The sequence below is a fragment of the Variovorax sp. WS11 genome (assembly GCF_010499245.1).
GTDB lineage: Bacteria > Pseudomonadota > Gammaproteobacteria > Burkholderiales > Burkholderiaceae_C > Variovorax.
Genome location: NZ_JAAGOW010000001.1, coordinates 2876260 through 2889706, shown reverse-complemented (window position 1 = coordinate 2889706; position 13447 = coordinate 2876260). Strand labels below are relative to the sequence as shown.

Below are 13447 nucleotides of genomic sequence, written 5' to 3'. Positions count from 1 at the left end.
GGAGTCACGAGGAGACGACCATGCGCAACATCACGCAAGAGAACATCACCCAGGCCGTGCTGGACAGCCTGTCCGACACACCAGACCCGCGGTCGAGGAAGATCTTCCGCGGCCTGGTACAGCATCTGCACGACTTCGCACGCGACGTCGAGCTCACCGAAGCGGAATGGTTCACCGGCATCCAGTTCCTCACGGCGACGGGCCAGAAGTCCGACGACAAGCGGCAGGAGTTCATCCTGCTCAGCGACGTGCTCGGGCTCTCCATGCTCACCGTCGCGATGAACAACGACAAGCCCGCCGGGTGCACGGAGTCGACCGTGTTCGGCCCTTTCTACGTCGAAGGCGCGCCGCATTGCGAGTATGGCGACGACATCGCCCGCGGGGCGGTAGGCGAGCCCTGCGAAGTCACGGCGTCCGTTCGCGGCCTCGATGGGACGCCGGTCGCGAACGCGGTCGTCGATGTCTGGCAAGCCGATGCCGAGGGTCGGTACGACGTCCAGCGCCCGGAGCTGGATCATGCGCAGGGACGGGGGCAGTTTCGTACGGATGCGCAAGGCCGGCTGCGCTTTCGAACGGTCCTCGCCGAGGCCTATCCGATTCCGGTCGATGGCCCGGTGGGAAGATTCCTGGGCGCCGCCAAGCGCCACCCCTGGAGGCCTGCGCATCTGCACTTCATGATCCAGGCGCCGGGCTACGAAACCCTGATCACCCATGTGTTCAGGGAAGGCGATGCCTACCTGGACTCCGATGCGGTGTTCGGCGTACGACAGTCGCTGGTCGCGCCGTGGACCCGCCGGCTGGAAGGTGGCCATGCGCTCCACTACGACTTCGTGCTCGATGCGCGACCGGCCTGAGGGCGTCCAGATGGGCAACCTATCGAGTGCCTCGCGCGTGGTGGACGTCGACGCCAGTGTCGATGCTGCCCCGGTCGGCCGCCACCTGCTGCTCGTCATGGTGCTCTGTTCGCTGGTGGCGCTGCTCGACGGTTTCGACACCCTCGCCATCACCTACGCGGCGCCCCTGATTGCGCAAGCGTGGAAGCTGCCGAAGGAGGCGTTCGGGCCGATCTTCGCGGCCCACTACGCCGGGGCGGCGCTGGGCGCCGGGCTGTTCGGATTGCTGGCGGATCGGATCGGCCGAAGGCCTGCAATCCTCGCAGCGACAGCGACCTTCGGCCTGTTCGCGCTGGCAACGCCGCTCAGCGAAGGCGTCGTCCCACTGTTGATCCTGCGCGGCTTGACCGGCCTCGGCCTCGGCGGCGCGCTGTCGAACGTGATCGCGCTGGTGTCGGAATATGCGCCGGGCCGGGTGCGCGCGACGATGGTCAGCGTCATGTACGCGGCCTTTCCGCTGGGAGGTGTCATCGGCGGGCCGCTGTCCGCCCATGTACTGGCCCAGCACGGGTGGCAGGCGGTGTTCGTCATCGGCGGCCTGGCGCCACTGGCGCTTCTGGCTGCGCTGTGGTTCCTGCTGCCGGAATCGGTGCGCTTCCTCGCTGCCCGGCATGCCCCTGCCGACCGCATTGCGGCACAGCTGCGGCGCCTGGATCCGAAGCGCGGCTTCGGCAAGGACGATCGCTATGTGCTGGCGGCCGCCGGCGAGCGCAGCCATGGCGCCTTGAGGCTGATCCTTTCCGGCGATCACTTGCGCAGCAGCCTCATGCTGGGCGGTGCGTCCTTCGTCACCCAGATGGTGATCGTGTACATCATCACCTGGATGCCGACGCTGCTGCTGGCCAGCGGCCTGGACCTGAGCCAGGCGATCTGGACCTCGGCGACCTTTTCGCTGGGCGGCATCCTGGGCTCCCTGCTGCTCGCACGCATCATCGACCGCGTCGACGCGCCGTGGCCACTCACTGCGGCCTTTGCCGCCTCGGGTTTCGCGATCGCAGCGGTCGGCCTTGGGCCTTCGGAAAGGGTCGTGCTCCTTGCGGCTGTCGCGCAAGCCGGGGGACTGATCGTCGGCGCCCAGGTCAATCTGAGCGCCTACTGCGCGACCGTCTACCCGACCGAGATCCGCTCGACCGGCCTTGGCTGGATCATCGGCCTCGGACGCATCGGCGCGATCTGCGGCGCGCTGCTGGGGACCGCTTTCGTAGCACTGGGACTGACCTTGCCGTGGCAGTACGGCATCAGCGGCCTCGCGGCGCTTTGCACCGCGCTGCTGGTCCACATGGCGAGACGGAAACGAGGAGAAGCAGCCGCGGTTTCAGTGTCTGCCTAGAAATCCCGCGCCCGCAAAACCACCGGCTCCTGCGGAAGCTGCTGGTAGCGATAGGTCGCCGCCACATGGATGGCGAGGTGGTTCTCCTCGTAGGCATCGACCGCGCGGCTGCAGCTTTCTTCGCCGAAGGCATAGGCGCCGAAGTGCGAGGCCAGGGCGTCGTAGGTGATCAGCGCCGACACGTCGCGGCCGCGCATCGGGAGGGTGAAAGCGACGCCCTCCCCGACGGACTGTGCTCGGTGCGCCCGGGGCGATGGGTGGGTCGGCACGTCGTCGTAGGCACTCGGCGACGCGGTGAAGACCAGTCCGGCCAGGTCCGTCGCGGCCGCGTCGGCGGCTGGGGCCGGCCGGGCCTGCGCAAATTCCGCGGTGGGATCGTCCATGCGGCAGAACAGGAGCTCGACGTCGGCCAATTGCAGCCGGTCGCCGTCCAGCACGGGCATGGAGTCGATCCGCGTCCCGTTGACGAAGGTGCCGTTGGTGCTGTGCGCGTCCTTGATCGTGGCGAAGGCGCCCTGGCAGCTCAGGACGGCATGCACCCGGCTGACCTTCTGGCTGGGAAGAACGATCTCGTTCCCGTCCCACCGCCCGATACGGAGTTCGCCTTCGGCGATCCGGATGCGGCGGGCGAAGCGAGCACCTCGCATGACAAGCAAAGTCGGCACGTTTTTCCCTCCCGCGAATGAATCGATCGAGACTTGGTCCTCCGCTGGACCGGCAAGAATAGTACTTTTCTCTGACTTTTGCGGCAACGCCTTTTACATCCCGGCGCATCCGGGAAAGCCCAGCCTTCAGCGCCCGCGCCTGGACTTGAAGATCAGCTGCCGTGCGGCGAGGAAGTTCAGCGCCAGCCCCGCGCAGCTGCCCAACGCCACGCCCAGCGCAGGCACCCAGGGCCCGGCGAGGCTGTGCAGCACGAGGACATAGACGCTGTAGTTCACCACCGCCCCGCCGAGCATGGTCAGCAGGTAGCCGAGGTATTCGCGCGCCAGCGAGGCGCCCGAATGCCGGGTGCCGAAGGCATAGCGCCGGTTCAGCGCCCAGGTGGCGGTCGCGGCCGCGAGGAAGGACAGCACGCGCGCCGCGTACCAGCCCAGGAGCGGCGCCGCGAGGTAAAGCACGCCCACGTCGACACCGAAGCCGATCACGCCGGCGAGCGCGAACAGCAGGAACTCGCGGCCTGCCTTCATCGTCAGGGCCGATCGACGAGCCCGCGATGCCGCACGCCCGGAATGGCCAGGTAGCGCAGGCGCTTGGCCTCCTGGCGGCCCTTGGTCACGGTGTGCATCACGATGCCGCAGACAAAGGCGAGCATCGCGCTCAGCATGGTGCCGGTCAGCAGCACGGCGGTGGGCAGCCGCGGCACCAGGCCGGTCTCGATATACGTCAGGGCCAGCGGCACGGCCGCCAGGATCGAGCCCAGCGCGAGCACGGTCGCGATGCCGGAGAAGAAGAGCAGCGGCCTTTCGCTCACGAAGAGCTTGCAGATGGTCCTGAGGATGCGCCAGCCGTCGCGGTAGGTGGAGAGCTTGCTGTGCGAGCCCTCGAGCCGCGAGCGGTAACGCACCGGCAGCTCGGCGAAGGGCATGCGCAGCTCCAGCGCGTGGACGGTGAGCTCGGTCTCGATCTCGAAGCCTTCGGAAACGGCGGGGAAGGACTTGGCATAGCGCCGCGAGAACACGCGCAGGCCCGAGAGCATGTCGGTGAGCCGCCCGCCGAAGAGCGCCGCCACCGCGCCGGTGAGCAGGCGGTTGCCGAAGCGGTGGCCGGCGCGGTAGGTCTGGGCATCGTGGCCGTCGTCCACGCGCGAGCCCACGACCATGTCGAGGTTGCCCTCCACCAGCGTGTCGACCAGGCGGCGCAGCTCGCCCAGGTCGTAGGTGGCATCGCCGTCGACCATCACGTAGATGTCGGCCTCGACGTCTGCGAACATGCGGCGCGCCACGTTGCCCTTGCCGCGCAGGGCCACGTAGGTCACCTGGGCGCCGGCCGCCCCCGCGATGGCCGCGGTGTCGTCGCTGGAGGCGTTGTCGAAGACGTGGATCTCGGCTTCGGGCAGCGCAGTGCGGAACTCGTCCACCACCTGCGCGATGGCGAGCGCCTCGTTGTAGCAGGGGATCACCGCGGCGATGCGCAGCGCGGGCCGCAGGGCGTTGGAGACAGGAGCTTCGTTCATGGTGCTGGGGGCAGGATACGGTACGCCTTGGCGCCGTCCTGCTCGAACATCAGGGCGAAGTGGCGGTTGAAGTCCTCATGGGCGGTCAGGGTGCGCGCCACTGCATCGGGCATGACGATGGCCTCGAAGCCCAGCCCGGCGAACCGACGCGCGGCCTCGGCGCCCGGCAGCAGCGGGAAATCCGGATAGCGCCAGGGACCGAGCGTATCGCCCCAGATCGGATTGGGCCCGTAGTAGATGGCCTCGCTCAGCGCGATCTGGTAGACGCGGCCCTTGGCGTGCTCGCGCACGTGGTTCATCACGGCATAGCCCGGTACGTTGGCCCGCAGGAAGGCCTCGCGGGCCGCGGGCGTGGGCGACACCTTGGCCAGCTCGCGGGTGGTGTGCCGGAACGACACCGCCGCCAGCACGGCCAGGAACAGGCCCAGCGCGATGCCGCCCGCACGCACGGGCCAGCCGGCACGGCCGAGCGCGGGCAGCAGCTTGCGCAGCCCGCCGGCGATCCACCCCAGCAGCACCTGCCACCCCAGCACCGCCACCAGCGCGAGCAGCGGGAAAGAGGCCGTCATGTAGCGCGGATAGCGCGAGGTCACGGCCCACACGAAAAGCGAGTAGGCGCAGAACACGATCGCCGCATGCACCGCGGGCGAGCGCCGCCAGGCCAGGCTGAAGGGCGCGAGCACCACAGGCCAGATCAGGAAGTTGGGCAGCGCGGCATGGGCGCGCACGTCGTCGACCTGGTTCTTGTAGTCGGCCAGGTTCCAGTTGCTGAAGCCGAACAGCTTGGCGCCGATCGGGTTGAAGGGATCGCCGGTCATCACGGCGTTGCGCGCGTACCAGTAGACGCAGGGCAGCAGGAAGCATAGGAGCCCCACCGCCCAGACGGCCGGCCGCCGCTCGCGCCGGATCACGAACCACGCGGCCAGCGGCAGGAAGGTCAGCGCCTGGTACTTGGAACCGGCCGCGAGGCCGAGGAAGAAGGCCGCCAGGGCCAGCCAGCGCGCGCCCTGCGCCGGCTGCGCCGCGTGCGACTCGTTCCACCACCACAGGGCGATCCAGGCCGACACGATGAACAGGGCGACGCCCATGTCGATCAGCGCGTTCGAGTAGTCGCCGATGCCGAGCCAGATGGCGGCGGCCGCACAGGCCAGCACCCGGTTCAGGTACTGCACGCCCAGGCGGTAGACCATCCACACCGACAGCCAGCCCGCCAGCCCGTTCATGAAATGCGGCAGCGCGTCGTCGCCGACCAGCAGCGCGCCGGCATAGAGCAGGTTGTAGTTGTACGGGAACCAGGGGTAGCGCAGCCACTCGTGGATGCCCAGCGTGCCGCTCTGGGCCACCTGGCGCGCATAGGGCAGGTGGTACATCAGCTCGTCGAAGGCCGCCGGCGGTGCCAGCGGCGCCAGCAGCGTGGGCAGTGCGACCAGCGCGAGCGCGGCCAGGGCCGCCTTCTCGACCCACGACAGGGACGGCCCGGGCTCGAGGGCGCGCGCCTGCCGCAGCCAGGCGGGGGCCTGCACGCAGGCCGCCGCGAAGCCGACCGCGACCGTCAGCAGCACGCCCGGGAGGTTGAGGAGGCCCGCAATGCCCAGGGCCTGGAACACGCAGATGAAGAGGCCGACGCCGAGCGCCGTGGTCATCGCCGTCTCGAGCCAGAAGTCGGGATGGACCAGCCCGCCCAGGCGCGCGAACAGCGCCCGCCCGAAGCCCCAGCAGGCAGCAACGAAGATCGCGAGCGCCGCGTAATGCGCGGCCGCGAATGTGAGTTTCTCGAACATCAGAGATTGGGCGCCAGCAGCCGCTCCAGGTCCGCCTCGCTCTCGTGACGGCGTGCGGCCTGGTCCTGCAACTGGTCGTGCCCGATCTTGCCGACGTTGAAGTAGGTGGCTTCCGGATGACTCAGGTAGAAGCCGCTGACGCTGGCGGCGGGCATCATGGCCAGGCTTTCCGTCAGCGTCATGCCGATGTCCTGGCACCGCAGCACGTCGAACATCGGGCCCTTCACGCTGTGGTCCGGGCAGGCGGGGTAGCCGGGGGCGGGGCGGATGCCGCGGTACTTCTCGGCGATCATCGCCTCGTTGCTCAGGGCCCGTCGTGCGCATAGCCCCAGAGGTCGGTGCGCACGCGGTGGTGCAGCGCCTCCGCGAAGGCCTCGGCCAGCCGGTCGGCCAGGGCCTTGAGCATGATGGCCGAGTAGTCGTCGAGGTCGTCGATGAAGAACTTCTCTTTCTTCTCGATGCCGATGCCGGCGGTGACGGCGAACATGCCCACGTAGTCCGCCACGCCGCTGTCGCGCGGTGCCACGAAGTCGGCCAGGCAGCGGCTGGGGCGCATCACGCCGTCGATCGCCTGCTTCTCGGTTTGCTGGCGCAGGCCGTACCAGGTGAGCGCGGCCTGGCTGCGCGTCTCGTCGGTGTAGAGCGCGATGTCGTCGTCGTTCACCGTGTTGGCGGGCCAGAAGCCGATCACGCCGTTGGCGGTGAGCCAGCGGCCCTCGATCAGCCGCTTGAGCATGCGTTGCCCGTCGCCGAAGACGCGCACCGCCTCGCTGCCCACCACCTCGTCCTTGAGGATCGCGGGGAAGGGGCCGGCCAGGTCCCAGGTCTGGAAGAAGGGGCCCCAGTCGATGTACTTCGCGAGCTCGCTCAGGTCGAAGTTGCGGAACACGCGGCGGCCGATGAACTTCGGCACCGGCGGCACACAGCCCCGCCAGTCGATGGGCGTCTTGTTGGCGCGCGCCTTGGCCAGCGGCCACAGCGGCACCTGCTTCTTGTTGGCATGCAGGTGCCGCACCTTGTCGTAGTCGGTGTTGAGCTCGTCGATGTAGGCCGCGGCCTGGTCCGACAGCAGCGACTGCGCCACGCTCACGCTGCGCGAAGCGTCGGGCACGTAGACCACCGGCCCCTCGTAGTGTGGCGCGATCTTCACCGCCGTGTGCACGCGGCTGGTGGTGGCGCCGCCGATCAAGAGCGGGATCTTGCGGATGCGGAAGTGCTCGTCCTTCTGCATCTCGCCGGCGACGTACTGCATCTCCTCGAGGCTGGGCGTGATCAGGCCCGACAGGCCCACGATGTCCGCGCCCTCGACCTTGGCACGCGCCAGGATCTCGTGGCAGGGGACCATCACGCCCATGTTCACCACTTCGAAGTTGTTGCACTGGAGCACGACGGTGACGATGTTCTTGCCGATGTCGTGCACGTCGCCCTTGACGGTGGCGATGATGATCTTGCCCTTGCTGCGAACGTCGCGGCCCGCGGCCTCGTCCTGGCGCTTTTCTTCCTCGATGTAGGGGATCAGGTGGGCCACGGCCTGCTTCATCACGCGCGCCGACTTCACCACCTGGGGCAGGAACATCTTGCCGGCGCCGAACAGGTCGCCGACCACGTTCATGCCGTCCATCAGCGGGCCCTCGATCACGTGCAGCGGCCGGCCGCCCTTGGCCACGATGGCTTGGTAGGCCTCCTCGGTGTCCTCGACGATGAAGTCGGTGATGCCGTGCACCAGCGCATGCGACAGGCGCTGGCCGACCGACACCGGCTGCTCCGGCGTGCCGCGCCATTCGAGCTTCTTGCTGTCGTCCTTGGCGCCGCTCTTGGCGCTCTCGGCCACCTCGACCAGGCGCTCCCCGGCGTCGGGGCGGCGGTTGAGCACCACGTCTTCCACCCGCTCGCGCAAGCCGGCCTCGAGGTCGTCGTACACGCCGACCATGCCGGCGTTGACGATGCCCATGTCCATGCCGGCCTGGATCGCGTGGAAGAGGAACACCGTGTGAATGGCCTCGCGCACCGGGTCGTTGCCGCGGAAGCTGAAGCTCACGTTCGACACGCCGCCCGAGACCTTGGCGCCCGGCAGGTTCTTCTTGATCCAGCGCGTGGCCTCGATGAAGTCGACCGCGTAGTTGTTGTGCTCCTCGATGCCGGTGGCGATCGCGAAGATGTTGGGGTCGAAGATGATGTCCTCGGGCGGGAAGCCCACCTCGTCGACCAGGATGCGGTAGGCGCGCTCGCAGATCTCGATCTTGCGCTCGTAGGTGTCGGCCTGGCCCTTCTCGTCGAAGGCCATCACCACCGCGGCCGCGCCGTAGCGGCGCAGCAGCGTGGCCTGGTGCTTGAAGCCCTCCACGCCCTCCTTCATGCTGATCGAGTTGACGATGCCCTTGCCCTGGATGCAGCGCAGGCCGGCCTCGATCACCTCCCACTTGGAGCTGTCGATCATGATCGGCACGCGCGCGATGTCAGGCTCGCTGGCGATCAGGTTGAGGAAGCGCACCATCGCGGCCTTGCTGTCGAGCATGGCCTCGTCCATGTTGATGTCGATCACCTGGGCGCCGTTTTCGACCTGCTGGCGCGCCACCGCCAGCGCCTCCTCGAACTGGCCGTTGAGGACCATGCGGGCGAAGGCCTTGGAGCCGGTGACGTTGGTGCGCTCGCCGATGTTGACGAACAGCGTGCCCTCGCCGATGCGCACCGGCTCCAGGCCGGACAGCTTCATCGGAGGGACTTGGACGGGAGAAGAGGAATCGGAAGACATGGGCTCACCTGCGAACGGGGATCAGGCGAGCGTCGTTGCACTCCAGAAGATGGAAGCCCAAGCCTGACGCGGCGCCCTCGACAAGGGAGGGCCGCGCTGCAACGCTCCTTGGGAGCCGGCGATTTTACGCCGGCTGCACCGCGCCGGACGCCGAGGCGGGCAGGCCGAAGATCCCGTCGAAAGCCCAGTTGAAGACGAAGGTGTAGATGAGGAAGAACACCACCAGGCCCAGGTCCATCACCAGCGCCTGCCAGAGGCTCACGTCCAGCCACCAGGCGAAGACCGGCACCAGGAAGGCCACCAGCCCACCCTCGAAGCCGATCGCGTGGGCGATACGGCGGCGCAGGCTCCGGCCGCGCACCGCCTGGCGCGACTCCCAGCGCTCGAAGAGGGCATTGAAGCTGAGGTTCCAGAGGATGGCGATGCCCGAGGCCAGCACGGCGGCCACGCCCGAATGGCCGGCGCTCTGCCCCGTCATCAGCGCCAGGCCGGCGCTGGCCGCGACGATGGCGATGGCCTCGTAGAGCGAGATGTAGACGATCCGGCGCTTGAGCCCTTGCATGAATTCGTTCCCGTTTTTGTTGCTGCGTTGGGCTCGACTTTATGTGTTTATCACTGATATAAGAAGTCACCTTCCTTCAGTTTTATTGACAGATCGATGAGCTTCAGCAGCGACAACGTGGAGGTCTTCCTGGCCGTGCTCGACCACGGCTCCTTCTCGGCTGCTGCCCGGGCGCTGCACCGCGTGCCCTCGGCCGTCAGCATGGCGATCGCCAACCTCGAGGCGGAACTGAACCTCTCGCTGTTCGATCGCAGCGGCCGCGAGCCCCAGCCCACCGCCGCCGCGCGCTCGCTGGAGCCGCAGGCGCGGCTGCTGGCGGCCCAGCTCCAGCAGTTGCAGGTGCAGGCGCTGGCCCTGACCCAGGGCCTGGAGAACCGGCTGACGCTGGCCATCGCACCCGAGCTCCTGGCCGCGCCCTGGAGCGGACCGCTGGCCACGCTGGCGCAGGAATATCCGCAGCTGGAGGTCGAAGTGCTGGCCGCGCCGCAGGCCGATGCGCTGGCGCTGCTGCACAGCGGCCGGGCGCAGCTGGCGCTGGTCTTCGAGCGCCCCAGCCTGGACGGGCGCGAGGCCTTTCAGGAAGTGGCCAACGAGATGATGGTGGCCGTGATCGCGCCCGCCCACCCGGTGCTGGCCGACGCCGGCGGCCGCCTGCGCGAGGACCATCTGCGGACCACCCGCCAGATCGTGGTGGCGGGCCGCGACCTGGCCACCCGCGACCCACGCTTCGAGTTCGCGCGCCACGTCTGGCGCACCGACAACGCGCTGGCCGCCCTGAGCCTGATCACCGCCGGCCTGGGCTGGGGCTGGCTGCCGCGCAACTTCGCCTGGCCGCACGTGGCGGCGGGGGCGCTGGTGGAGATTCCCTTCGAGAACCTCTCGAACGGGCTGGACCTGTGGGTGGACGTGGTCTGGTCGCGCGAGCGCCCGCTGGGCCTGGGCGCACAGCGCTTCGTGGCGCTGATCGCGCGCAAGAAGGACTAGTTTTGCCTTGTGTATGACTCCCTCTCCCCCTGGGAGAGGGCCGGGGTGAGGGCACCGGGCGCATCCACCGCCACATGATGACGGTCTCCTGCGCGCCCCCTAAGGCCGATCGTCCGACGACGACGGCGGCCGGTTGATCCGGTCCATCTGCCGCTGCCGCATATCCGCCCCAGGCATGGCCGGCGCCGGCCCGGGTGGACGACCGCCCGCCTGTCCCGGATGCTGCATCTGCGGCGGACGAGCCCCTGGCTGCACGCCCGGCGGCTGAGCGTGCTGGGGCGGCACCACCCCGGGAATGGCCCTCGGCTGACGAAGGTCAGGGCCGGGCTGCGGCGGCATAACCCCAGGAACGGCCCGCGGCTGACGGAAGTCGGGGCCGGGCTGCGGCGGCCGAACGTCACGATCGGGCCGCGGCGGCCGGAACCCGTGATCCGGTGGCGGGCGCTGCCCGGGCGGCTGCTGCCAACCCGGCTGCGGCCGGAAGCCCGGGTCCGGATGGGGCTGGTAGCCCCGGCCCGGACGCGGCTGGTAACCCGAGTCGCGGTCATGCCAGGGCCGGGGCTGCCAGTCCGGCCGCGGCGGCGGCACCGGACGCCAGCCCGCCACCGGGGGTGGCGGCCGATGACCATGCCACCAGCGCTGCTCGCGGTACCAGGGCCGGTCGCGGTAGTGGTCGGCCCAGTAGTTGCCGATCGTGAAGCCGACGATCGGCACGCCGATGGTCGCGCCGTAGCTCGCCAGGGGCAGGCGCCGGTTGTCGTAGATGTAGTCGATGGCGCCGGCATACACCCAGCCGCGCAGGCCGTCTGGCAGCACCACGTCGCACCAGCTGTAGCCGCTGATGCAGCCCAGCACCTCGAAGGGCTGGCCGGGGCCCAGCCGGGCCACCACCGGGTAATCGCCCGAAGGTCCCGCCCGGAGGTTGACGGTGTTGCGGGCGACGGCCTCCTGGGCCGCCGCGGCGATCGGCAGCGCGAGCGCGAGGGTTCCGATGCCGATCCAGCGTTGTGCGAGCTTGTTGTTCATGGTGCCTCCTTGATGAACTTCAGGGCAGGCCGCGCGCCCAGGCGTTGCCATTGGGCCACGGCCTTCCCGCCCAACGGAGCCGCTCGGGTGGCGGTGCACCGCCATAACCCTTGGAGAGCTTCTTCATCTGGCCTTTACAGGCCGCTGGCCGCGCTCAGGCCGCCTCGGCCTCGGAATAGAAGGCCGCGCGATGCAGCGCCCGCCCCGCCAGCGGCGACACCGCCTGCCCGATGGCCGCGATGTGCTCCGGCGTGGTGCCGCAGCAGCCGCCCACGATGTTGACCAGCCCTTCGGCGGCGAACTCGTGCAGCAGGCGCGAAGTGACCTCGGGCGTCTCGTCGAACCCCGTCTCGCTCATCGGATTGGGCAGGCCGGCATTGGGATAGCAGCTGATGAAGGTGTCGTCGGCCACCCGCGCCAGCTCCTGGATGTAGGGCCGCATCAGCGCCGCGCCCAGCGCGCAGTTCAGCCCGATCGCCAGCGGCCGCGCATGGCGCACGCTGTGCCAGAAGGCGGTGACGGTCTGCCCGCTGAGGATGCGGCCGGAGGCGTCCGTCACCGTGCCGCTGATGATCAGCGGCAGGCACTCGCCGCTCGCCGCGAAGTACTCGTCGACCGCGAACAGCGCGGCCTTGGCGTTGAGCGTGTCAAAGATGGTCTCGACCAGCAGCACGTCGGCGCCGCCTTCGACCAGCGCCTCCACCTGCTCGTAGTAGGACGCGCGCAGTTCCTCGAAGCTCACGTTGCGCGCGCCGGGATCGTTCACGTCGGGGCTGATGCTGGCGGTCTTGGGCGTCGGGCCGAGGGCGCCGGCCACGAAGCGCGGCTTGTCGGGCGTGCTGAACTTGTCGCAGGCAGCGCGCGCGATGCGGGCCGATTCGAGGTTCATCTCGCGCGCGAGATCGGCCATCTTGTAGTCCTCCTGCGCGATGCGGGTCGCACCGAAGGTATTGGTTTCGATCAGGTCGGCGCCGGCGGCCAAGTAGCCCTCGTGAATGTCGCGGATGACCTCGGGCCGCGTCAGAGAAAGCAACTCGTTGTTGCCCTTCACGTCGCGCGGAAAGTCCTTGAAGCGCTCGCCGCGGTACTGGGCTTCGGTGAGCTTGAAGCGCTGAATCATCGTTCCCATGGCGCCGTCGAGGATGGCGATGCGGGTGGCGAGGATGGCGGGGAGCTGCTGGGCGCGCGTGTAGGCGAGGGGCTTCATGGGGGGATTGTAGGAAGGGCTCGACATCCCTTTCGGAGCCTTGGCCTTGCGCCTCCGAAGGACGGATGGAACCAACCCGCCGCCAGGGGTTACGCATTTAGGCGCGCTGCTGAGTCCGCTGTGGACAAGGACAAGGGCGCAATCAGGAACTCCACCATGAACCAAAGCCAATTCAACGGCATCTGCGAAGCCGCCGCCCGTGCATTGCATGTCGATCCTTCGAAGCAGGACGGGCGCTACTCACTCTCGATCGACGAGGTCGAAGTCCTCATGGACTTCGATGACACGGAAGACGGCGACGCGCTCTTCTTCTACATCGACTTGGGCGACACCGACTCGCACGAGCGCGCCGAGGTTTGCGAGCAGCTCCTGCAGCTCAACCTGCGCACGCACGGAACGCTCCGAGGCGCCTACGCATTCAACGCCGGCTCGTCGCGCGCGCTTTTTTGCGGCGAGCTTCGCGACGACGAAGCGCTCGATGGCGAATTCGTGGCGGAGATGCTTCGTTTTCACCTGGAGGAAACCAAGACGGCGCGGGAGGTGATCGGCCTGCGTGCGTCGGAGGGCCATGGCGTCTTGCTGACCAGCGTGCTGGCTTGAACGGTAATTTTGGTCAATCAACAACCACCAACACCAACCACCAACCACCAACCACCAACCCAAATACTCTATGTCCAACAAAAAAAGGCTGACCAAGTTGTTTCGACCACGACATGCAGTCCTAAAACAGGCATTG

General features: G+C 68.4%; 11 protein-coding genes, 1 pseudogene and 1 riboswitch. Of the genes and pseudogenes, 4 read left to right on the top strand and 8 right to left on the bottom strand.

The window, feature by feature from the left end:
• Nucleotides 1-20: 20 nt before the first annotated feature.
• Together GXN78_RS14245 and GXN78_RS14240 are read left to right on the top strand one after the other, a co-directional pair.
• Nucleotides 21-854, top strand: coding sequence for an intradiol ring-cleavage dioxygenase (locus GXN78_RS14245; protein WP_106561062.1), 834 nt, complete (start codon nt 21-23; stop codon nt 852-854).
• Nucleotides 811-2223, top strand: coding sequence for an MFS transporter (locus tag GXN78_RS14240; RefSeq protein WP_164255465.1), 1413 nt, complete (start codon nt 811-813; stop codon nt 2221-2223). The genes GXN78_RS14245 and GXN78_RS14240 overlap by 44 nt, the downstream gene beginning before the upstream one ends.
• Here the strand turns inward: GXN78_RS14240 and GXN78_RS14235 are convergent.
• From GXN78_RS14235 to GXN78_RS14210, 6 genes and pseudogenes are all read right to left on the bottom strand, one after another.
• Entirely contained in the window at nt 2220-2888 is a 669-nt protein-coding gene (locus GXN78_RS14235) for an FHA domain-containing protein (RefSeq protein WP_146163213.1), read from the bottom strand. The genes GXN78_RS14240 and GXN78_RS14235 overlap by 4 nt on opposite strands.
• A gap of 126 nt (nt 2889-3014) precedes the next feature.
• The gene (locus GXN78_RS14230; RefSeq protein ID WP_106561059.1) at nt 3015-3413 is read right to left on the bottom strand and encodes a GtrA family protein; all 399 of its coding nucleotides are present in this window, start codon (nt 3411-3413) and stop codon (nt 3015-3017) included.
• Between the two features lie 2 nt (nt 3414-3415).
• Entirely contained in the window at nt 3416-4399 is a 984-nt protein-coding gene (locus GXN78_RS14225; RefSeq protein ID WP_106561058.1) for a glycosyltransferase family 2 protein, read from the bottom strand.
• The gene (locus GXN78_RS14220; RefSeq protein WP_106561057.1) at nt 4396-6180 is read right to left on the bottom strand and encodes a glycosyltransferase family 39 protein; all 1785 of its coding nucleotides are present in this window, start codon (nt 6178-6180) and stop codon (nt 4396-4398) included. The genes GXN78_RS14225 and GXN78_RS14220 overlap by 4 nt, the downstream gene beginning before the upstream one ends.
• Nucleotides 6180-8893, bottom strand: a pseudogene (metH, locus tag GXN78_RS14215) (methionine synthase). The gene GXN78_RS14220 and the pseudogene metH overlap by 1 nt, the downstream one beginning before the upstream one ends.
• 59 nt (nt 8894-8952) lie before the next feature.
• Nucleotides 8953-9048, bottom strand: a riboswitch (S-adenosyl-L-homocysteine riboswitch).
• Between the two features lie 8 nt (nt 9049-9056).
• Nucleotides 9057-9494: a PACE efflux transporter gene (locus GXN78_RS14210; protein WP_106561055.1), complete on the bottom strand. Its 438-nt coding sequence runs from the start codon at nt 9492-9494 to the stop codon at nt 9057-9059.
• 96 nt (nt 9495-9590) lie between these two features.
• Here GXN78_RS14210 and GXN78_RS14205 point away from each other — a divergent pair, with 96 nt between their 5' ends.
• Complete coding sequence (locus GXN78_RS14205) at nt 9591-10478, top strand: LysR family transcriptional regulator (protein WP_106561054.1); 888 nt, start codon at nt 9591-9593, stop codon at nt 10476-10478.
• 99 nt (nt 10479-10577) lie between these two features.
• On the opposite strand, the gene GXN78_RS41940 is transcribed toward GXN78_RS14205, so the two are convergent.
• Together GXN78_RS41940 and GXN78_RS14195 are read right to left on the bottom strand one after the other, a co-directional pair.
• On the bottom strand, nt 10578-11555 hold the full coding sequence (locus GXN78_RS41940; protein ID WP_275407565.1) for an SH3 domain-containing protein: 978 nt from the start codon (nt 11553-11555) through the stop codon (nt 10578-10580).
• Nucleotides 11556-11658: 103 nt separating this feature from the next.
• The gene (locus GXN78_RS14195) at nt 11659-12711 is read right to left on the bottom strand and encodes a homocysteine S-methyltransferase family protein (protein WP_106561053.1); all 1053 of its coding nucleotides are present in this window, start codon (nt 12709-12711) and stop codon (nt 11659-11661) included.
• Between the two features lie 156 nt (nt 12712-12867).
• Between GXN78_RS14195 and GXN78_RS14190 the strand changes: the two genes are divergently transcribed.
• On the top strand, nt 12868-13311 hold the full coding sequence (locus GXN78_RS14190) for a CesT family type III secretion system chaperone (RefSeq protein WP_106561052.1): 444 nt from the start codon (nt 12868-12870) through the stop codon (nt 13309-13311).
• Nucleotides 13312-13447 lie beyond the last annotated feature (136 nt).